The organism is Paenibacillus nasutitermitis (assembly GCF_014641075.1).
Lineage (GTDB): Bacteria > Bacillota > Bacilli > Paenibacillales > Paenibacillaceae > Paenibacillus_Z > Paenibacillus_Z nasutitermitis.
Map to the genome: position 1 here is coordinate 256,977 of NZ_BMHP01000004.1, position 21,906 is coordinate 278,882.

Annotated in this window: 20 protein-coding genes; all 20 read left to right on the forward strand. The window is 41.0% G+C overall.

All coding sequences use genetic code 11. The features are described 5' to 3' along the window. The first annotated feature begins 23 nt into the window (after positions 1 to 23). The 20 genes from galU (at position 24) to queG (ending at position 21,815) form a co-directional block, all read left to right on the forward strand. Positions 24 to 908, forward strand: coding sequence for a UTP--glucose-1-phosphate uridylyltransferase GalU (galU, locus tag IEY46_RS25815; protein ID WP_188996623.1), 885 nt, complete (start codon positions 24 to 26; stop codon positions 906 to 908). Beyond that, the gene (locus IEY46_RS25820) at positions 905 to 1,681 is read left to right on the forward strand and encodes an ABC transporter permease (RefSeq protein WP_188996625.1); all 777 of its coding nucleotides are present in this window, start codon (positions 905 to 907) and stop codon (positions 1,679 to 1,681) included. The genes galU and IEY46_RS25820 overlap by 4 nt, the downstream gene beginning before the upstream one ends. A gap of 16 nt (positions 1,682 to 1,697) precedes the next feature. Continuing rightward, on the forward strand, positions 1,698 to 2,966 hold the full coding sequence (locus IEY46_RS25825; RefSeq protein ID WP_188996627.1) for an ABC transporter ATP-binding protein: 1,269 nt from the start codon (positions 1,698 to 1,700) through the stop codon (positions 2,964 to 2,966). A gap of 18 nt (positions 2,967 to 2,984) precedes the next feature. Next, entirely contained in the window at positions 2,985 to 6,854 is a 3,870-nt protein-coding gene (locus IEY46_RS25830; protein WP_188996629.1) for a glycosyltransferase, read from the forward strand. Between the two features lie 18 nt (positions 6,855 to 6,872). Then, positions 6,873 to 7,913, forward strand: a complete 1,041-nt coding sequence (locus IEY46_RS25835) for a glycosyltransferase (protein ID WP_229750547.1) — start codon at positions 6,873 to 6,875, stop codon at positions 7,911 to 7,913. Between the two features lie 67 nt (positions 7,914 to 7,980). Continuing rightward, positions 7,981 to 9,243: a glycosyltransferase gene (locus IEY46_RS25840; protein ID WP_229750548.1), complete on the forward strand. Its 1,263-nt coding sequence runs from the start codon at positions 7,981 to 7,983 to the stop codon at positions 9,241 to 9,243. 38 nt (positions 9,244 to 9,281) lie between these two features. Further along, positions 9,282 to 10,712 (forward strand): DUF2142 domain-containing protein, encoded by a 1,431-nt coding sequence (locus tag IEY46_RS25845; protein WP_188996635.1) that lies wholly within the window; start codon positions 9,282 to 9,284, stop codon positions 10,710 to 10,712. Positions 10,713 to 10,754: 42 nt separating this feature from the next. Beyond that, positions 10,755 to 11,459 carry a glycosyltransferase family 2 protein gene (locus IEY46_RS25850; RefSeq protein ID WP_188996637.1) on the forward strand — a complete coding sequence of 235 codons (705 nt, stop codon included), beginning with the start codon at positions 10,755 to 10,757 and terminating at the stop codon, positions 11,457 to 11,459. Positions 11,460 to 11,469: 10 nt separating this feature from the next. Next, the gene (locus IEY46_RS25855; protein WP_188996639.1) at positions 11,470 to 11,841 is read left to right on the forward strand and encodes a DUF2304 domain-containing protein; all 372 of its coding nucleotides are present in this window, start codon (positions 11,470 to 11,472) and stop codon (positions 11,839 to 11,841) included. Between the two features lie 12 nt (positions 11,842 to 11,853). Next, positions 11,854 to 12,198, forward strand: coding sequence for an EamA family transporter (locus tag IEY46_RS25860; RefSeq protein ID WP_188996641.1), 345 nt, complete (start codon positions 11,854 to 11,856; stop codon positions 12,196 to 12,198). A gap of 47 nt (positions 12,199 to 12,245) precedes the next feature. After that, the gene (locus tag IEY46_RS25865; protein WP_188996644.1) at positions 12,246 to 12,989 is read left to right on the forward strand and encodes a sugar phosphate nucleotidyltransferase; all 744 of its coding nucleotides are present in this window, start codon (positions 12,246 to 12,248) and stop codon (positions 12,987 to 12,989) included. A 22-nt stretch (positions 12,990 to 13,011) separates the two neighbouring features. Further along, positions 13,012 to 13,569 (forward strand): dTDP-4-dehydrorhamnose 3,5-epimerase, encoded by a 558-nt coding sequence (gene rfbC, locus IEY46_RS25870; RefSeq protein WP_188996646.1) that lies wholly within the window; start codon positions 13,012 to 13,014, stop codon positions 13,567 to 13,569. Positions 13,570 to 13,580: 11 nt separating this feature from the next. Then, positions 13,581 to 14,603, forward strand: coding sequence for a dTDP-glucose 4,6-dehydratase (gene rfbB / locus IEY46_RS25875; RefSeq protein WP_188996648.1), 1,023 nt, complete (start codon positions 13,581 to 13,583; stop codon positions 14,601 to 14,603). 17 nt (positions 14,604 to 14,620) lie between these two features. Then, positions 14,621 to 15,460 carry a dTDP-4-dehydrorhamnose reductase gene (rfbD, locus tag IEY46_RS25880; RefSeq protein WP_188997211.1) on the forward strand — a complete coding sequence of 280 codons (840 nt, stop codon included), beginning with the start codon at positions 14,621 to 14,623 and terminating at the stop codon, positions 15,458 to 15,460. Then, a complete protein-coding gene (locus tag IEY46_RS25885; protein ID WP_188996650.1) occupies positions 15,460 to 16,416 on the forward strand; it encodes a glycosyltransferase family 2 protein in 957 nt (318 codons plus the stop codon). Before rfbD ends, IEY46_RS25885 begins: the two co-directional genes overlap by 1 nt. Positions 16,417 to 16,505: 89 nt before the next feature. Continuing rightward, positions 16,506 to 17,912 carry an undecaprenyl-phosphate glucose phosphotransferase gene (locus IEY46_RS25890; protein WP_188996652.1) on the forward strand — a complete coding sequence of 469 codons (1,407 nt, stop codon included), beginning with the start codon at positions 16,506 to 16,508 and terminating at the stop codon, positions 17,910 to 17,912. Further along, positions 17,902 to 18,885, forward strand: a complete 984-nt coding sequence (locus tag IEY46_RS25895) for a glycosyltransferase family 2 protein (protein ID WP_188996654.1) — start codon at positions 17,902 to 17,904, stop codon at positions 18,883 to 18,885. Before IEY46_RS25890 ends, IEY46_RS25895 begins: the two co-directional genes overlap by 11 nt. 370 nt (positions 18,886 to 19,255) lie before the next feature. Then, complete coding sequence (locus tag IEY46_RS25900) at positions 19,256 to 19,678, forward strand: GNAT family N-acetyltransferase (protein ID WP_188996656.1); 423 nt, start codon at positions 19,256 to 19,258, stop codon at positions 19,676 to 19,678. Between the two features lie 200 nt (positions 19,679 to 19,878). Next, positions 19,879 to 20,532 (forward strand): signal peptidase I, encoded by a 654-nt coding sequence (gene lepB, locus IEY46_RS25905; protein WP_188996658.1) that lies wholly within the window; start codon positions 19,879 to 19,881, stop codon positions 20,530 to 20,532. 38 nt (positions 20,533 to 20,570) lie between these two features. Then, a complete protein-coding gene (gene queG, locus IEY46_RS25910; RefSeq protein WP_188996660.1) occupies positions 20,571 to 21,815 on the forward strand; it encodes a tRNA epoxyqueuosine(34) reductase QueG in 1,245 nt (414 codons plus the stop codon). Positions 21,816 to 21,906 lie beyond the last annotated feature (91 nt).

Consider the following 21,906-nt stretch of genomic DNA (forward strand, 5'->3'; position numbering starts at 1 on the left):
AAGTTCGGAGGTTTGTTGAATTAATGAAAATAAGAAAGGCAATTATACCTGCAGCGGGACTAGGTACTCGGTTTTTGCCCGCTACCAAAGCTATGCCTAAGGAAATGTTGCCTATCGTTGATAAACCGACTATTCAGTACATTGTCGAGGAAGCAGTGGCTTCCGGCATAGAGGATATTATTATTGTAACGGGAAAAGGTAAACGGGCAATTGAAGATCATTTTGATAATAGTTTTGAGCTAGAGTTTAATTTGCGAGAAAATGGTAAGTTTGATTTGCTAAATGAGGTTCAAAAATCCTCGACTATGGCTGATATTCATTATATTCGTCAGAAGGAACCTAAAGGTCTGGGGCATGCAATTTGGTGTGCTAGAAAATTTATTGGGAATGAACCCTTTGCGGTATTACTGGGAGATGATATTGTTCAGGCAGAAAGACCGTGCTTGAAACAACTAATAGAACTGTTTGAAAAATATCAAGCCCCGGTTATTGGGGTGAAACCGGTCGAAAGAACAGAAGTTTGTCGTTATGGAATCATTGATGCCGAGAAAATCTCTGATCGATTTTATAAGGTGAATAATTTGATTGAAAAACCTTTAATTAATGAAGCTCCATCAAATATCGCAATTATGGGGAGATATATATTAACTCCAGAAATTTTTGAAATTCTATCACGGCAGGATAGTGGAGTGGGTGGGGAAATTCAATTAACGGATGCTATTCGAGAATTGAATAGGTTATGTGATGTGTATGCATATCATTTCCTCGGAGAACGATACGATGTTGGTGAAAAATTAGGATTTATAAAAACAACTATTGAAATGGCTCTATCAAGAACAGATTTGAGAGAAGATTTGTTGATTTTTTTAAATAAAGCCCTTCAGAAAGAAGAGAGTAATATTATATGACAACCAATATTAAGGACCTTTACCATTATCGAGACCTTCTATTTAATCTTACAATGAAAGAATTAAAACTAAAATACAAAAACTCTGTCATTGGCTTTTTATGGTCTTTTTTACATCCCATTTTGTTACTTATTGTTTATACTTTTGCTTTTAAAATAATAATTAGAATGCAGATTGAGAACTTTGCCATTTTTGTTTTCACTGCCCTTCTACCTTGGATGTTCGTATCTGGAGCAGTAACCATGAGTGCTAATTCAATTATTAACAATCAAAACTTAGTGAAAAAAGTATATTTCCCCAGGATTATTATCCCGCTTTCAATAGTCCTTTCGAATTTTATTACCATGCTTATAAATTTTGTTATTTTATTTCTTGGTTTGTTTTTCTTTAAAATCCCATTTACAACAGCGCTGTTTTTTTTGCCGCTGGTGTTAATTCCAACATTACTCCTAACTATTGGATTAGGCTTATTTTTCTCAACCGTTACAGTTAAATTTAGAGATCTATCACATCTCATTGAGATATTCTTCATGGTGTGGTTCTATTTAACTCCAATCATCTATAATGCTGCTATGATACCGGAGCCTTATCATCGTTATATAATGTTAAACCCTCTTACGTTAATAGTTGAAATGTTTCGATCTATTGTTTTAGATGGAGTGGTTCCAAGTGGAGACCTTTTCTGGGGAGCGTTATTGTATAGTCTTTGTTTTCTATTGCTTGGTTATTTTATCTTTAATAAGCGGGAGAGTCGTTTAGCAGAAGAACTATAAAGTAGGAGATGTAGTGATGTCTAATTATGCCATATCATTTAGTGGAGTATCCAAATCCTATAAAATTTACAAAAACAGGCCTTCAACTTTAAAGGAGCAGTTCATAAATAAAATATTGAAGCGAAATCGTATGGAAATAATTGAGCATAGGGTATTGGAAAAAGCTTCATTTGATATTCAACCAGGACAAACAGTTGGAATCATTGGCAGAAATGGTGCTGGTAAAAGTACCACGCTTAAACTCATTGCAAATATAATTCCACCGGATGAAGGCAGCATTGAAGTTAATGGGACTGTTTCTTCTTTATTAGAAATAGGAGCAGGATTTCAACCTGATCTGACCGGGAAAGAAAATGTTTATCTTTATGGCACTATACTAGGCCTAACAAAAAAATATATTGAAAATCACTATGATAAAATTGTTGAGTTTTCAGAACTTGAAGATTTTATGGAGACAGCAGTTAAAAACTATTCATCAGGTATGTACATGAGACTTGCATTTTCAGTAGCAATTCATGTCAATCCCGATATTCTAATTATTGATGAAGTTTTAGCTGTTGGAGATGCAAACTTTCAGAAAAAATGCTTTGATAAAATTAGAGAGTTCAAAAACAAAGGAAAAACTATTGTCTTTGTATCGCATGATATGTCATCAGTCAGGGATTTGTGTGACAGTGTAGTTTTCGTTGATAAAAATGGAAAAACAACTTTTGGTGAAACGGACACTTTAGTAAATTTGTACTACACAAAAATTTATGGTGGGGAAGCTGCTCTTAATACAAACGACCTAAAAGATATTGATATCTTGGAAATAGATGAATTTAAAAAACATGTAAATTACGAAGCGTATAACGATTCGAATAATAGATGGGGAAATCAACGCCTTGTAATCAACAAAGTTTATTTCTCTGACACGCAGGGTATTGTTCAAAGCGTATTCAATACAGGGTCAGACATTAGTATAAATATAGAACTCCAAAGCAAAATGAAAGAAGAAAATGTAGTTATAGGCTTAGCACTATATGATGAGAAGGGGGTCCATTTAAGCGGACCGAACTCAAAACAAGATGGATCAATAATAAACATTATTGAAGATACTAAAAATTTGCGTGTAATACTAAGAGAACCAGCTTTGCTGCAAGGGACTTATTACTTAACCGTTTCTGCGTATGATTATGAATGCAAAGAACCCTATGACTACAGGGATAAACAATTTAAATTTTCAATTGTTAACAATAGAGAAGAATATGGAATAGTAAAATTAAACTGTGATTGGTTATTTTAATGTAGAGGATTTGATGTTGTGAAAAATCTATACGAGATTCCATTTGATCAATATCAGCGCTATGAGATATGCTCGAGACTTATTCGCGATTATTGTAATCAAGTTCAGAACAAGAACAAAAAATTAAAAATTTTAGATGTTGGTGGGTTCTTTTTTAACGAAGATGGCAGTCCGTGGTTACCAGCTGTCCACTTTTTGAAGAATCACGAGGTTTTAGTGATCGATACTTTCGAAGCGGTAACTGAAAATTATATGAAATCGGATGGTAGAGATCTTCCTTTTAAGGATGATCATTTTGATTTTGTTATATCCAACGATGTATTTGAACATATTCCTCCTGCTGATAGAGCTACTTTCTTAATTGAACTTATTCGAGTAAGTAATGACTATGTCATCTTAAACAATCCACATTATACAACTAAAACAGTGTCAGCTGAAAAAATGTTGTATGAGTTTTTAGTTACTGCATTAAATCATGAGCATGAAATGCTGGGAGAACATATTAAATACGGTTTGCCTTCTATTAATGAAGTTGAGAATATTCTTGCGGATCATCCATTTAAATACAAATATTATTTTTCAGGGAGTATTGATAACTGGATCTATTTGATGATGCTCAGGCATGAGCTTTACAGCAGGGGTGTAGATCATGAAACAGTAAGATTGTTTGACTCATATACAAATGAGTTTCATTTTGACGATGAAATGAACTTGGTAGAAGGTTATCGATCAACATTCATTATTTCAAAAAAACAAAATAATGAATTATTACAAAGAAATTTTCTTGAAAACTCCGAGAAGAAAAAATCACTTAAGATAGAATTGCCCTTTGCATCGGTTTTTAATCTCTATCAACTAAAAAAAGATAATGAACATAAAAGTAAACTTGATTTGTTTTATTCTAATCCGGAGCATACTCTTGACAGAATGTCAAGAAATACGAAAATTAAACAAACCTTTTTTTGTAACAGCAATAGTATGCATAGAATTGGTGTTTTATGTGCTACCTATCAAGAGAAAATATCTGGAACCTTAAAGGTAAACATTAACGAAACTAAATCAATGAAAGAAATATATAATCGAACGATCCAGCTTGGTCATGTAGTAGACAACGAATGGCTGTATTTTGATTTCGTTCCTTTATTCGATTCAAATAATAGTGAGTACATTATTACAATAGAGCAGTTAAGTGAAACTCCAGGAGTATCGTTATATTATTCACAAAAGAATAGATATGGCCAATTATATATGAATGAAGATCAAATTACTGGAGCATTGTGTTTGCAAGTATATGTTCGAGAAATGAAGTTAGGTGAGGCTTATTATGCTGTTCAAGAAGAGAATAGTAATATACAGTCTGTTTTAAATGAGTTAAAACTTGAACAAATGGAAATAAAACAGAAAAGTAACCTTTTAAAACTTGAAAATGAAAATTATAAAAAGTTGCTTGAAAAAGAAGGATCCATTATAGAATTAATTAATAATGAAAAGTATGGACTAGATGAAAAGATTAAGAATCTGGAGAATACAATTGAGCAACATAACATCAAACTCAACGAGCAAGGTGTTGCTATTCAATTAAAAAACGAAGAACTCAGTTGGAAAGATACTTTAATACATGAGAAAAATAATGAGTTGGTAACTGTCTTTAATACAACGTCATGGAAAGTTACCCGAGTTCTAAGGTGGATGTCCGCTCAAAAAAGAACATCATCAAATAAAATGAGACTTATAAAGCATTTATTAAAGAAAAATGGTGGAATCGTGAAAGGTCCTTTTGTCCTTTCTTATAAAACCGTCAATGCGGTTCGTAAAGAAGGATTTGTTGGAATAAAAAATAGAATTTTAATAAATAAAGCCGTTACAGATAATATTGCTATCAGTCCCATGGTAGATTCTAAAGAGAAAAGACCTGACTATTTCAAAGTAGGAAGTTTCTCGCACGGGGGGCTCGTTCTAAAAGAACGATCACAAGTTGTAGAAATAATTATTTGTGTTCATAACGCTCTAGAGGATATAAGAAGATGTATCTACTCTATTATTCAATATACACATCAACCATACTCAATCATTGTGGTGGATGATGGGAGTGAATCGGAAACAAAACAGTTCTTGGAAAAAATGTTATCCTCTCAAAATATTTCCTCATTGATTCGTAATGACAAAGCTAAAGGGTATACTTTTGCAGCAAACCAAGGCTTGAAAGCTTCAAAAGCAAATTATGTGATTTTATTAAATAGTGACACTATAGTTACCGAGTATTGGATTGATAAAATGGTAATGTGTGCAGAATCTGATTCGAGTATTGGAATGGTAGGACCTCTTTCAAACACAGCCTCTTGGCAGTCTGTTCCAAAAATTGAACAAGATGAAGATTGGTCGGATAATGAATTGCCCCCAGAGATTTCGATATCAGAGATGGGAACATTAATAGAAAGATATTCTGCACATACTTACCCAAGAATTTCTTTTTTAAATGGGTTTTGTTTAATGATAAAACGTGAGGTAATTGACCGAATAGGTTATTTTGATGAGGAAACATTTGGAAGAGGGTACGGAGAAGAAAACGATTATTGTATCCGTGTTCGCAAGCAAGGTTGGGAGCTCGCAATTGCAGATGATGTCTATATTTTCCATGCTCAATCTAAAAGTTACTCACATGAAAAAAGAAAAATACTTGCTCAACAAGCTGATGCTGCACTAATAAATAAACATGGGCATTCTGTTATTCTTGAGGGTGTTCATAAATGCCACCATGACCGGGTTCTTGAAGGAATAAGAGCTAGAGTATTGCAAATGTTTGAAAGAGAGCAGATTATTAGTAAAGGTAAAGAGAAATGGGAAGGGCTTAGCATTGCGATTGTGCTACCTATTATTGAAGTAAGTGGCGGGGCCAATGTAATCATTCAGGAATCCAAGGCAATGCTTGAAATGGGGATCGACGTAAGGATAATAAATCTGACCAGACATCAGGATACGTTCTCTAAAAGTTACAATATGCTACTTAATAAGGTACCTATTATATTTGCCGATGAAGAGTCAGACATAAAGTCAATTGTTGAGAAGTTTGATGTCGTTGTGGCTACATCTTATAATTCTGTCAAATGGCTTGATGGTGTTGAATCCACGAGAGCTTATTACATTCAGGATTTTGAACCATATTTTTTTGAAATTAATTCTCCACCTTATAAAGAAGCATGGGACTCCTATCAATTATTCCCTGATCTTCAACGTGTCACTAAAACAGAATGGAATATGAAAGAAATAAATAAGCAAATTGGTGTTGGTGCTTCTGTGATTGGTGCCAGCGTAAATTTAGATCTGTTTAGGCCAAGAACACGGGTGGGTTCGGAATGGCCTAATAGACCATTAAGAATAGCTGCCATGATAAGACCTAGTACACCACGGAGAAACCCCAAACTAACCATGGAAGTATTGGAAAATATTACAGAATTACACGGTGATAAGATTGAAGTAATCTTGTTCGGATGTGATACAGATGATCATGGTTTTCAGCAACTACCCCATAATTTCAAATGGATTAATGCTGGAGTACTAGCAAGTGAGGAACTAGCGTGGCTTCTGAACGAGATAGATATCTTTATAGATCTATCTTCATTCCAAGCAATGGGGTTAACTGCAATGGAAGCTATGGCTTGTGGTGCTGCTGTCATTACTCCCCAGAATGGTGGTACTAACAGTTTTGTTGAAGATCAAGTAAATGGACTAATAGTAAATACTGAATCTAAAGAAGAGTGTTTAAAGGCATTGAAGAAACTTGTTGATGATTATGATTTTAGAACAAAACTGCAACAGAATGCCATTAAAGACATATGTCAGTTTTCGGTAGAAAAAGTTGTTAACAAATTTTTAGAAACAATCACTTAGACCCTGGGGGGGCAAATTTTGAAGGCGCATATTATGTATGAATACGGATTAGACTTAGTTCCTTACGGCACTAGTTATATAAGACTTTTGTTGCCCTTTAAACACAAATCAAATGAATTAATCACAGTTACGTCAGGGACAGACATCGATGATCTTGCTTCTGATGTTTATATTGTTGAAAGACTGTGGCGACCAGATATTAACCTGAATATGGCTGAAAATCTGATAAAAAGAATTAAAAGGGCTAGAAAAAAATTGATTTATACTTTAGATGATAACCTTTTGGACTTGGCATTTAACCGAGGAGGAGCGATTTGGCCCACGAATGAGCAAAAAAATATCATTCGCTTATTTGCAAAAGAAGCGGATGGAGTAATAGTATCAACAGTACCACTTAAAGAAAGATTTGATAAATTCAATAAAAAAGTTATAGTTGTAGAGAATGCGATTGATGATAAACTGCAAGGTGTCGAAATGGTTAGGAAAGACCAGCCTTCTGATGAGGTTGTTTTTGGATATATGGGAACTCCATCTCATGAAGCTGACCTTAAGATGATTTTGCCAGCTATCAGAGAAGTATTAACAAAGAATGATAATGTCAGATTTGAAATTATTGGTGTTATGGAACAACAATATATAAATAAAGTGTTTGGTAATTTAAACGTGAAACTTTTAAATACCACCGGAAATGTTGAATATCCTAAATTTAGAAAATGGATGGGGAATACTGTGAATTGGGATTTTGCACTTGCCCCACTGGAAGAAAATCGTTTCTCTAAATGTAAATCCGATATTAAAGTGCTGGATTATGGAATTCTCAAGATCCCTGGGATTTATAGTGATGTAAGTATCTATAGAGAGAATGTGAGGCATCTCCAGAATGGTTATTTAACTAATAATGATAATGAACATTGGTTTGAGGCTGTTGAGTTTATGATTAGGAATAAGGATGTTCGAGATAGACTAGCAGACAATGTATATAAGTATACCAAAACAAACAGAACATTAGATGTATCTGCACACCGATGGGGTGAAGCAGTAAGACAAATCGTAAATTAGATTAGGTGTGGTTATTCTGGAAAAAAAGAAGATAATAATTGTTTCCTCAGATGTTATTGGAGAAAATATGGCAGGTCCAGGCATAAGGTACTGGAACTTTGCTAAGGTGTTGTCTCAATATTTTGAAGTAGTATTGTTCACCCCCAATCATTGTGAATTGGAAGCAGATTTCGTAATTAAAAACATTAATAAAAGTCAATTGATAGAAGAACTTAATAATTCTACTTGTATAATCGTACAAGGAATGACACTTTGGAATCATTCCTATATTAGAAATTATAATGCATCCATTATTGTTGATTTATACGATCCTTTTATTTTTGAAAATATCGAGATATTTAATGATGATATTCAAGCCCATCGCGCCTCTCTCTCTATATTGATGGATCAATTGTATTTTGGAGACTACTTTATCTGTGCATCTGAGAAACAAAAGGATTTTTGGTTAGGTATGTTGGCTGCTATTAATCGTATCAATCCCATTGAATATAAATTGGATAAGACGTTTAATCATCTGATTGGGGTTGTCCCCTTTGGAATGGAGTCTATTAAACCTAATAAAAACAGGTTGGTATTAAAGGGGATAGTTCCAGGTATTGAAAAAAATGATAAAGTGATTATTTGGGGAGGGGGGATATGGGATTGGCTTGATCCTTTGACTGCAATTAGAGGAATGGATATTTTAAGTAAGAGACGTGTTGATATCAAGCTATTCTTCATGGGTATTAATCCACCTAATTCAAATTTAATTATAATGGAGAATGTAAAAAAAACGCTTGATTTAAGTGATTCCTTAGGACTTACAAATAACATTGTTTTTTTTAACAAATGGACGGAATACAACGATAGGCATAATTATTTACTTGAATCAGATATTGGGTTGAATTTGCACTACAATCATATTGAAACAAGGTTTTCTTATAGGACAAGAATGTTGGATTACATATGGTGTGGTCTCCCAATTATTACAACTAAGGGCGATGTACTATCTGAGTTTGTTCACAGTAATAATCTAGGGAGGGTAATATCTCCGGAGGATCCATATGAATTTGCGACAGCTGTGGAAGAAGTGTTTTCACAAAACGATATATTTATTAAGGGTGGTTCTGAACTAGTAAATAGAATGAGTTGGGAAAATTCAATATTACCATTAATTGATTATTGTGAACATCCAAGAAAATCGATTGGAAAATCTAGAACCTACAAACTTAATAACTTACTTAAAGGAAGAACACATCACTTAGCAATTAAGGCGATATCCTATATAAAAGGTGGTAGGAGTAATGAATTGATGAGGAAATTATATGCAAGACTACTTAATAAAAGCTAAAGAATTTAATATTAGGAATGGATGGAGACCCTTATAACATGAATGAGTCAAATAAAACGGAGTATCTTTTTCTTAAATTATCTCTTCTTTTTGGGTTATTATATATCTTTATTATCCCTCCTATTCAAGTCGCTGACGAAGGAAACCATTTTAAAAAAGCCTATTTGGTATCGAATTTAAAATTACTACCAGAAATGAAGGACGGACAATTTGGAAGTTATTATCCATCTTCACTGCTGGAATTTGAAGATAGTAATACATATCTTATAAGAAGCGTGGATAATAAATATAATTATAGTAAATTTTTATCTGACTTTTCCGCACCGAAGTCATATAGTGATAAGACCTTTATTACTTATAGTACCTCAAAGACCCACCCATTATTATATTTACCTCAATCATTGATGATGGGAATAATAAAGGTCCTCACAATATATGATCATAATCTTATGACTCCAGGTATGTACTTATATGCAGGTAGATTAGGAAATTTACTTTTTTTCATTGCTTGTATTTACTTCGCGATTCGTATATCTCCAATTTATAAGAACTTAATACTATTGTTAGGAATTATGCCGATGACACTAACACTTGCTGCTTCAGTAAGTTATGATGGTATGGTAATTGGCATTTCAATTCTACTTATTGCAACATTTTTTAAATTTGCATATGATAACAATCTTAAAGTAATTGGTCGAAAAGAAATAATAATTTTATGTCTTTTTGCAGTTGCATTAATTGAGTTGAAAAGTATTTATTATCCAATTTTATTTTTATTTTTTTTGATTCCAAAAAATAAATTTAGCACAAAAAAAGATTACATCCTTAAGTTTGTTTATATGTTTTTTTCTGGAATCGTATCTCATTTATTATGGATTATGACTACCAATTTATATGTAGCAGCAGTAGGAGATTCATCAAAGTATATATCAGATCAGTTGCATTACATTATAACTAATCCATTTGATTTTATTTTAGTGATACTTAGAACTTTCAAACATTTATACTCATTTTATTTAAATAGTTTCATAGGTAATCTTGGATGGCTAGATACGCCATTTCCATATATCTTTATTTTATTATTTGCACTTTTATTGATAGTTATCGCTGTAATTGATGTAGATAAAGATATTAGAATTTTGTATAAATCCAAGTTACTGTTTTTGGCCATCATGATAACTATTGTAGTTCTACTTGAGACATCACTCTACTTGATATGGACATCAATTCCGAGTAACGGTGGAATCGGAAATTCAATTGTGATAGGTGTTCAAGGCCGTTACTTTATTCCTTTTGCAATAATTGGTTTAGTATGTTTATATTCAAATAAGTTAATTCATTTGAAGATTGTAAATGCAATCAGAGATAAATTGCTTAAACTTATCCCAACAATTGCTATATACACGTGTCTATTAACAACGTTTATATTGGTTATTCGATATTGGATTTCTAATGCACCAATTCAATAGTTTTTTTAAATTATTAAACGTTTGTGAAAGGATGAGGGCTTGATGAACAAGATCCTGATAATTATTCCGGCTTTTAACGAAGAATATAATATTGAAAATCTGGTGAAAGAAATTAAGTTGGTAGCAGATATTAATTTAGATATACTAGTAATAAATGATTGTTCGACCGATAACACTGAACTTGTCTGTAAAAATTCAGGAGTAAGAACAATTAATTTGCCAAGTAATTTAGGAATTGGTGGAGCGGTACAAACTGGCTACAAATTTGCTTTGAAAAATAAGTATGAGATTGCAATTCAAGTTGATGGTGATGGGCAACATAGGCCAGAGTATATAAAAGAGCTTATCCGGCCTATACTTGACAATGAAGCAGATATGGTAATTGGATCAAGATATATTAACAAAGAAGGCTTTCAATCTACCAAACTTAGACGTATAGGCATTATTTACTTTTCCAAGTTGTTGCATCTATTAACGAACCAGGTGATAACAGATCCAACATCTGGTTTCAGAGCATGCAACGATAAAGTGATACAGTTATTCTCTAAAAGATATCCTGTTGACTATCCAGAACCAGAGTCAATCATGTTTTTAAAAAGAAATAAATATATTATCAAGGAAATTCCTGTCCAAATGAAAGCCCGAATGGGGGGAGTTTCATCCATAAGTTCTTTAAAATCTGTTTATTACATGACTAAAGTTTCACTAGCTATATTAATAGATAAGATGCGTAAACAAATCGTATAGGAGAAAATAAATGATAACATTGAAGCTTCAAATACTTTTGTTTTCAGGATCTATCGTTTGCTTCTTTGTACTCGTTAATTTAATTAGAAAGTACAGACTTGAATTAAAGTACTCCATGCTCTGGCTTTTCATAATGCTAGTTGTACTTATTCTATCTGTCTTCCCAAATGCTTTTGTTCTTATCTCAAATGTTATGGGAATCGAAATGCCAGTTAATGCATTATTTTTATTAGTTTCATTTATTTTGATTTTAATTATGTTCTCGCTAACCGCTACTGTGTCTCGTTCTACTATAAAAATAAAAGAAATGTCACAGGAGATAGGCTTACTAAAATATCAAATTGAACAATTAGAAAGTAAGAACAATGATTTTGTTCGTTAGGAGTTTGTATAAATGAATTACTTGCTGCTGTTAATCAATATTTTGTTTCTTGCATGTGGGCAAGTGTTTTTTAAATTAGGGCTGGAACAAATGGGTGGTGTTAACATAAGTAATGCGTGGAAGGCATTATTTGTACCGCAGGTTATTATAGGTTTGGTTATGTATGTAATAGCTACACTACTCTGGTTTATTATTTTGTCGAGAATGCCATTGAGTTTAGCATATCCTATTCAAAGTTTTGCTTATGTTTTAGGGATTCTTGCGGCGCTATTTATATTTAATGAAGAAGTTTCCCTGGCTAAATGGATGGGCATGGGTATTATAATGATTGGAGTTGTATTTATAGCAGCGGATTGAGATTTTAACGTTGAATTTTATATCAATTAATAAAATTGGAGGTTGACATGAAAGGCATAATCCTAGCAGGCGGTACAGGCTCACGTCTTTATCCCCTAACAAAAGTAACCAACAAACACTTATTGCCAGTCGGCAAATACCCAATGATCTTTCACTCTATCGCCAAACTCAAAGAAGCAGATATTCAGGATGTACTTATTGTCACGGGGAAAGATCATATGGGCGATGTTGTGAATTTATTAGGCAGTGGACATGAGTTCGGTATGACCTTCACCTACAAAGTCCAGGACGAAGCCGGCGGTATCGCCCAAGCATTGGGTCTGGCTGAGCAATTCGTCAACGGTGACCAAATGGTTGTCATCTTAGGAGACAATGTATTCAATGATAGTATCGCAACCTTTGCTGATAACTTTCGTCAACAAAACAAGGGCGCAAAGATTCTTATTCAAGAGGTTCATGATCCGCAGCGTTATGGTGTGGCGGAATTGGACGGGGACAGAATTCTCTCAATTGAAGAAAAACCGCAGAAACCTAAAAGCAGTTATGCAGTAACGGGAATATATATGTATGATAGCCGTGTGTTTGAAATCGTGCGGACGTTGAAGCCATCTGGACGTGGAGAATTGGAAATTACTGATGTGAATAATGCTTATATCGAAAGCAACGAACTCTCCTACGACATTCTGCAAGGATGGTGGACGGATGCGGGTACGCATGCTTCACTGACCAAAGCTAACGAACTAGCGAAAGATATCATATTTGGAGAAGAATTTGGAAAACTAAAATTGTAGAAAAAAAGCAGGTGAGATGCATATGAAAATCATAGATACAAAGCTTCCTGGTGTGAAACTGATTGAACCGGCTGTATTCGGCGATCACCGGGGCTTTTTCACGGAAAGTTATAATGAAGCCACCTTCAGAGCCAATGGAATTAGCCAAGCTTTCGTTCAAGATAACCACTCCTTGTCCGTAGAGACAGGCGTGCTGCGCGGTCTGCACTATCAACTAAATCCCAAAGCACAGACAAAGCTTGTCCGTGTAACAGCAGGAGCAATCTATGATGTTATCGTTGACATACGCAAAGGTTCTCCGACATTCGGTCAATGGCAAGGCTTCGTCCTCACCGCAGCGAACAAACGGCAGCTTCTTGTTCCCCAAGGCTTTGCCCACGGTTTCTGCACCATCGTTCCCAACAGCGAAGTACAATACAAGGTAGATGCCCTCTATTCCCCTGAACATGACCGCGGCATCGCCTGGAATGATCCTGCGCTAGGAATCGATTGGCCAACGTCCAATCCGATTTTGTCAGATAAAGACACCAAGCATCCGCTGCTGGCGGATGCCGAGATGAATTTTGTTTATGAAGGGTGAGTCATAACGCGATGAAACTGTTAATCACCGGCGGTGCCGGCTTTATTGGAAGCAACTTTGTCCTGTACATGGCAAAGAACTACCCCGATTACCAACTTATTAACGTCGATGCGCTCACTTATGCGGGGAACCTGGAAAATCTGCGCAGTGTTGAGCAGCATCCGAACTACCGCTTTGTCAAAGCGGACATTGCGGACCGCGCGGCGATGGAACCGCTGCTTGCGGACGGTGTCGATATTGTGGTGAATTTTGCCGCTGAATCGCATGTGGACCGCAGCATCCTGGAACCGGAAATCTTCGTCCGCACGAATATTATGGGGACCCAGACGCTGCTGGATCTCGCCAAGAAGTATAACATCTCCAAGTTTGTTCAAGTGTCCACCGATGAAGTATACGGTACACTCGGCGATACGGGGCTCTTCACGGAAGAGACGCCGCTTGCGGCGAACAGTCCGTATTCCGCCAGCAAGGCAGGGGCGGATCTGCTGGTTCGCGCGTATCACGAAACGTTCGGCCTGAACGTCAATATTACGCGCTGCTCCAACAACTATGGACCGTACCAGTTCCCGGAGAAACTGATTCCGCTGATGATTCAGAACGCCCTTAACGACAAGCCGCTTCCGGTATACGGCGACGGCCTGAATGTCCGTGACTGGCTGTACGTCGAAGACCACTGCAGTGCGATCGACCTGGTACTCCATAAGGGACGTTCCGGAGAAGTCTACAATGTCGGCGGACGCAACGAACGCAATAATCTTCAAGTGGTTCGTACCATTCTTGCAGAGCTGGGCAAACCGGAATCGCTCATCACATATGTAACCGACCGTCTTGGCCATGACCGGCGTTATGCGATCGATGCCGACAAGATCCGCAATGAGCTTGGCTGGCAGCCCAAATATGATTACGAGAACGGCATCAAGGAAACGGTGCGCTGGTATCTGGAGCACAGCGAGTGGATGGAGCAGATCCTTTCTGGTGCATACCAGGATTATTTCAAGACGCAGTATGGCGACCGGCTGGGAACAAACTCATGACAGCAGGCAGCGCGAACCTGAAAATCCTCGTCACCGGCGCAAATGGTCAATTGGGAGCTGAACTCGTTCATCTCTCTGCAGATGGTTATACGATTCAAGGATACGGCCGTGATGCGCTGGACATCACGGACCTCGGGCAGTGCCGGCAGGTCATGGCACAGTTCAGTCCGGATGCTGTGATCCACTGTGCCGCTTATACTGCCGTTGACAAGGCCGAGTCCGAACGGGACGAGGCTTTTCGCGTTAATGCGGCCGGAACGCGGAATCTGGCGATCGTTTCAAGGGAAGTGGGAGCCAAGCTTTGTTATATCAGCACCGACTATGTGTTTGACGGCACAAGTGAGATCCCCTACAATGAAATCGACCGCACGAACCCGCAGACGGTATATGGCAAGTCCAAGCTTGCGGGCGAACAGGCGGTAACGTCTCTGCATGACCGTTATTTTATTGTCCGTACCTCTTGGGTATACGGTAAATACGGCCAAAATTTTGTGAAAACGATGCTGAAGCTCGGCCGCGAGAAGGATGAGCTTAAGGTCGTGCATGATCAGATCGGCTCCCCAACCTATACGCTTGATCTTGCTCTTTTCCTGCTAGAGCTTGTCCGGACAGAATGTTACGGCATTTATCATGCCTCGAATACAGGTGTCTGCTCCTGGTATGAATTCGCCGTGGCGATCTTCGAGGAGAGCGGCATCGCCATCAAGCTTGAACCTTGTGCAACCAGTGACTTCCCGCGCCCGGCTCCAAGACCCGCCTTCTCGGTGATGGATCATTCATCCATCCGCGTGAACGGTTTAACGGACTTAAGGCCATGGCGGGAGGCGCTCAATCATTATTTAGAGGATGATCAGTAATGAAAAAAGCTGCGACTGCCAGCGTGTGCATCGTGACTTACAACAGCGGTTCCGATATTGAGCGATGCATTCAGGCAGTCCTGCAGCAGACGCTTCCGGCTGCGCGTATTGTGGTGGTGGATAATGCCTCTACTGACGATACATGCAAGATCGTGAGCGGAATTCAGGAACCAACGGTTATGCTTGTCGCTAACCGTGTGAATGTCGGCTTCGCGGCCGGCCAGAACCAGGCGATTCGGCTGACGGATTCCGATTATGCACTGGTGTTGAATCCCGATGTTGAGCTGGGAGAGGATTATCTGGCCCGCATTGTGGATTTCATGGAGCAGCATCCCGACGTTGGCAGCGTGACCGGACAGCTTGTGCTCGCTTCGAATCAGGACATCATGGACAGTGCGGGCATCGAAATGGGTAGTACGCGCAAAGCCTGGGATCTGGGTGGAGGCGAACCGGCTTCCCAATGGGAACAATCCCGCTATATTTTTGGTGTTTCTGGAGCCGCTTCCGTTTACAGACGGAGGATGGTTGAGGACATCAGCATGGACGGTCAATTCTACGACGAATCTTACTTTGCCTACAAAGAGGATGTCGATGTGGCTTGGCGCGCCCAACTGCTGGGGTGGAAGTCCTATTATCTGGCAGAAGCCAAGGCTCTTCATGAGCGGGGCTGGAAGTATGAGGGACGCCGCAGCCGCAAGCAAATCCCGTTGTTCTTAAGACGTCATTCCTACCAGAACCGGATCTATACGATCATCAAGAATGAACCGGCCAGTTGGAAAATGATCTTGTCGATCCCGCGCCTTGCAGGCCTCGAGATTCTGCAGATCGGGTACATAGTTGTATTCGAGCGGGGATTATTGCGCTGCTGGTCGAACATTTTCCGCCGGCTTCCAGTGCTGCTGAGGCAGCGTGCCGCTCTCAAGCACCGAATTGCTGAGAGAAAAGGGAAAAGATAAAAAACGAGAGGGTTGGTTCCCTCTCGTTTTTTTGATACAATACTGGTAGATTCGCCATTCGAATACTAGATCGTAAGGAATGAGAGACTATGATCCGACAGAACCAACGTTTTTTGACTCAAATCTATGTATTATCGGATCTATTATGCACCCTGCTTATGTTCTTGGCCGCGTATTGGCTCAAGTTCAACAGCGGGCTATTGGCGCATTATAATAATCTTCCACTCAAAAGCTATCTCCTCTGGGGAACCATATATTCGTTTGCTGCGATTCTTGTCGGCTTCTATGTGCGTTTCTACGCGCCCAGACGGCGCAAGAGCTTCTCCTATGACATTCTGAAAATCTTCCAGGTGCACGGATTAAGTTTCCTTGGCCTGCTGAGCATGCTGTTTATAGCCAAAGAAGTACATATTTCCCGTGAGTTTCTGGCGATCTTCATTGCGGCCAATGTCGTAGGCATGATCGCTTACCGCTATACGGTGAAGACCATCCTCACCCGGCTCCGCCGCAAAGGCTTCAACAAACGGTACGTGCTTATTCTCGGGGCAGGATCGGTTGGACGCAGCTTCTACGACAGTCTGCAGCTGCATCCTGAGCTGGGCTATGAGGTCCTCGGCTTTCTGGATGACTTCCAGACAGAGCATGCGGCAGCAAACAGCGGATTCAAGCCCATTATCGGGACGACGGAGCAGCTGGATGAAATGCTCAGCAAATTTATGATCGACGAGGTCATTATTGCCCTGCCGCTCAAAGCGCATAAGAAATACGCGAATATCATCGATCAATGCGAGAAGACGGGCGTGAAGACCTTGATCATACCCGATTTCTTCGATATGCTGCCCGCAAGGCCGTTCTTCGATAATTTTGCAGGGATTCCGCTGATTAATGTGAGGGACATTCCGCTGGACGAGCTTAGCAACCGCCTGCTGAAGCGGGCGTTTGATATTGCTTTCTCGCTGCTGGCCATCATTATCGTTTCGCCGATCATGCTGGGGGTGTATATCGGGATCAAGCTTACTTCTCCAGGACCTGTTCTGTTCAAGCAAGAGCGCATGGGTCTTGACCGGCGCACGTTTAATATGTACAAATTCCGCTCGATGCATATCTCTGACCCCGGCACATCGGACACGCAGTGGACGGTGGAGAATGATCCGCGGCGAACGCGTTTTGGCAGCTTTATCCGCAGAACCAGCCTGGACGAGCTGCCGCAATTCTTCAATGTGCTCGTGGGGCATATGAGCGTCGTGGGTCCAAGGCCGGAGCGTCCGTTCTTTGTGGAGCAGTTCAAGGAGGAAATCCCGAAATATATGGTGAAGCATCATATCCGCCCCGGCATTACCGGATGGGCACAAACCAACGGGCTGCGCGGCGATACCTCCATTCACGACCGTATTATGCACGATCTGTTCTACATCGAAAACTGGACCTTTTTCTTCGATCTCAAAATCATCGTGAAGACGATAACGAAAGGTCTTGTTAATAAAAATGCTTATTGATTCCCAACCTGCAATAGTTGTACCTCGTGTCTCTGTCATCATCCCTACCTACAACGCCGGGTCGGATTTTGGCGGGCTGCTGGAACGGTTGCAGCAACAGACGCTGGCGCCGCATGAGATTATAGTGGTGGACTCCTCGTCGACGGACGGGACGGCCGAACGCTCCCAGCGTGCCGGTGTACGGGTTTTCTCCATACTCCAAAGCGAATTCGATCACGGCGGGACCCGTAATTATGCGGCGGGTCTCGCGGAGGGCGATGTACTGGTTTTCATGACCCAGGACGCGATTCCCGATAACGACTTTATGCTGGAGGAGCTCGTGAAGCCGTTTCAGGACGGGAAGATCTCATGCGTGTACGGAAGGCAGCTTGCAAGGCCCGATGCGAATGTGCTGGAGCGGCTGTCGCGTGGCTTTAATTATCCGGAGCAGTCTTCCGTCAAGGATCAAGGCGATATCCCACGCATGGGAATCAAGACCTTCTTCTGCTCCAATGTATGCGCGGCTGTGCGCAAGGATATTTTCCTGGAGCTGGGTCGTTTCCCGGAGCCGGTCATCTTTAATGAGGACCTGTTCTTCGCGGCGAAATGCATCCTTCAGGGCTACACGGTGGCCTATGCGGCTGAAGCCCGTGTTGTGCATTCCCATGATTACACGCTCATCCAGCAATTCCGGCGCTTCTTCGACAATGGGGTTTCGATGCGCAACAATGACTGGGTGTTCCAGTATTCGGCCGTCGGCAAAGAAGGCTCGCGTCTTGTTAAGACGCAACTGAACGCTCTGCACCGGCAGCGCAAATGGCATTGGATGCCCCGTTTGTTTGCGGAATCGGCAGCGAAGCTGTTCGGTTACCAGCTGGGCAAACGATACCGCAGCCTGCCGCAAGGACTCTGCATCCGGTTCAGCATGCACCGCAAAATATGGGACAAGCTGAATGCGACAGCTGCGGCTAAAGGTAAAGGCATGTCGATTTAGCGAAGCGAAGGAATGGTATAGGAAAGCTCTGGAGATGATCCGGAGCTTTTTTTACATGTGGCAACTAGGGGACAATTTGACCTCAGGCATTAGGAACTGCCGCCTAGCGGGCGACGGCCTTTCATGCAGCACAATACCTCACCTCGTGAGGAGGCTGATGATTATCTTCCAGCCTATTAACGACTCATATTGAAACAAGAAATGGAATATAAATGTTGTAAACGCTTACTATAAAGCGCTTTCAACAGGAAAACAGAGATTTCGTGAATTTTTTAAGGTTATTTTAAGTTTTTAGAAGGAATTCCGCTGAATTTGTCGTATTATTAACTTTACCTACATTTTATATACTGCGTATAGAGGGGTTTTAGTTATGGACGTTCGTGCTTTCCAATTATCTGACTATCGGTCTGTTACCCAACTGCTAGAAACGGTATTGTCGGCTGAATGCTACGAATTGACGATGGAAGCCTTTGGTCGTCAGCTATCGTGGGACAGCGAATTGGTGCTGGTGGCTGCGATTAATGATGAAGTAGCCGGCATTGTAATTGGAACAATCGATAATAATAATGGTTATTATTACCGAATTGCGGTTCACCCGGATTACCAGCGTCAAGGAATTGGAAAGTCGTTGATTCGAGGGCTTAAACAGCGTTTCGAGCAGCGCAATGTATCTAAGATTATGATTTCGGCCGACGAGCATAATGAGCCGATCCTCTCGCTTTACGAATCGCTTGGTTACGCGGCATCGGATTTCTTCCGGTCGTTCCAGAAACTGAGTATTGTCGCAGGTTAATACGCACTCTTTATGAAATTAATAACCATGAAGGACAAGCATATTTCGAACGCCATTGATTTTGGCACTCGGATATGCTTTTTTTTATCATCAGATGCTCGTTCAACATGCCCGGTCAATGTTATAATAGTGCTGCGAACATAAAAGCAGGCGGCTAAAGTTCAAGATATGCATAAATAGGCGGGCGAGGTGCAGGAAGTATGGACAATTATTCGGATACACTTCAAGAAGCGGAGCAAGCCTCCGTCGGTTCCCGCAAACGATCCAAATCCTCATCAATCGACACAGGGAAGCCCGTCAAGCCGCAAAAGCCTTCCCGGGAAAAATCAGGCTGGGTCAAAGAAGTGTGGGATTGGTCCCGCACGCTTATCGCAGCGGTCGCTATCGTATTGCTTTTCCATTTCTTTGTGTTTAACTTATCCACTGTTGAAGGCCAATCCATGGAACCGACGCTTTACGAGAAGGAATGGCTGTTCGTGAACAAATATTCCTACCGGTTCGGATCGCCTCAGCTCGGAGATGTGATTATTTTGAAAGATCCTGCCGAAGGTTCGGAGAAGAAAGAGTATCTGGTGAAACGGATAGTTGGGGTACCGGGGGACAAGATCGAAATTCGTACCGGGCAGCTGTACCGCAACGGAGAATTGGTCGTGGAGCGATTTACGGATACGGTCATTGAAGATATTGATTATGGGCCGTTCGTTGTGGAGAAGGACCGGTATTTTGTGATGGGAGACAACCGCCATGCGCGGGCGAGCCGAGACAGCCGTTCATTCGGTACGGTACCTGAAACCATGATTCGGGGCCGCGCCGATTATATTTTGTGGCCCATCACGAAATTAAATAGTCTCTAAATGCTGATTGAAAGTCAAGTTCGAAGGAGGGCTGCGCAGTGGACAATATAACATCCTGGGAAAAGCTGAAGCATGAATTGAAAGCTGCGGCAGCGGACCTGGGGATCGATAAGATCGGAATAGCCTCGGCGGGTCCCTTCCTGGAGCTGAAACAGCGCCTGATCCGCCACCGTGAGCTGGGATATGAGTCTGGCTTTGAGGAGCCGGATCTGGACAAGCGGACGCACCCGGAGCTGCTGCTGGAGAATCCGCAGTCCATTATTGCTATAGCAGTCGCCTATCCGGCGAAGCTGAAGAATCCTCCCAAGTCCGAGCCTGGTAAGCGGCGCGGCATCATGTCGCGTTCGGCCTGGGGAGAAGATTATCATAGGGTGCTGCGAGACCGGATGCACAAGCTGGAATCCTGGCTGAAAGGACGTGTACCGACTCTGCTGGCGGAGAGCATGGTCGATACCGGCGCTCTGTCCGACAGGGCAGTCGCCGAACGCGCCGGTATCGGCTGGAGCGCCAAGAACTGTTCGATCATTACACCGGAATGGGGCTCATGGGTGTATTTGGGTGAAATGATCACCAACCTGCCGCTGCCGCCGGATGAACCCATAACAGAGAGCTGCGGCGAATGCACCGCCTGCATCGATGCATGCCCGACGGACGCGCTGGTTGCGCCGGGGCAGCTGAATGCACAGCGGTGTATTTCATTTGTAACGCAGACCAAGGGGCTTGTCTCGGACGAGCTTATGCGGAAGATCGGCAACCGCCTTTACGGATGCGATACCTGTCAGACCGTCTGTCCCAAAAACCGGGGCAAAAACTGGACCCATCAGCCGGAGCTTCAGCCGGACAACGAAAAGGCCAAGCCGCTGCTGGTTCCGCTCTTGTCGATGGGCAACCGCGAATTCAAGGAAGCCTACGGGGCTACTGCCTCGGCATGGCGCGGCCGTAAACCGATCCAGCGCAATGCAGTCATCGCGCTGGGCAATTTCAAGGATCCAAGCGGAGTTCCGCCACTAATTGACGTCCTCCAAAGCGATCCCCGGTTTGAGCTGAGGGCGACAGCAGCCTGGTCGCTTGGCCGTATTGGCGGCAATGCCGCCCGCGAAGCGCTTGCCGCGGCTTTGGAGCAGGAACGTGATGAGGTTGTCCTTGATGCGATATATGCAGCTCTGGATGTTCTGAATGCGAGTGGAGATCCGGAAGGCACTGGAGAGCTTTTGGAGGATAAGACAGCTCAACCGCATAAATCTACTGATGAGATCGTTACGAGGCCTATAGACGGCTTGTAGAGCGTTAAACGATAAATAAAAGCTTCATTTCTTTCCGTCAAGCTACGGACCATTTGGAGTTTGCAGCAGGGAGGCCGCCATTTAAAGGAGG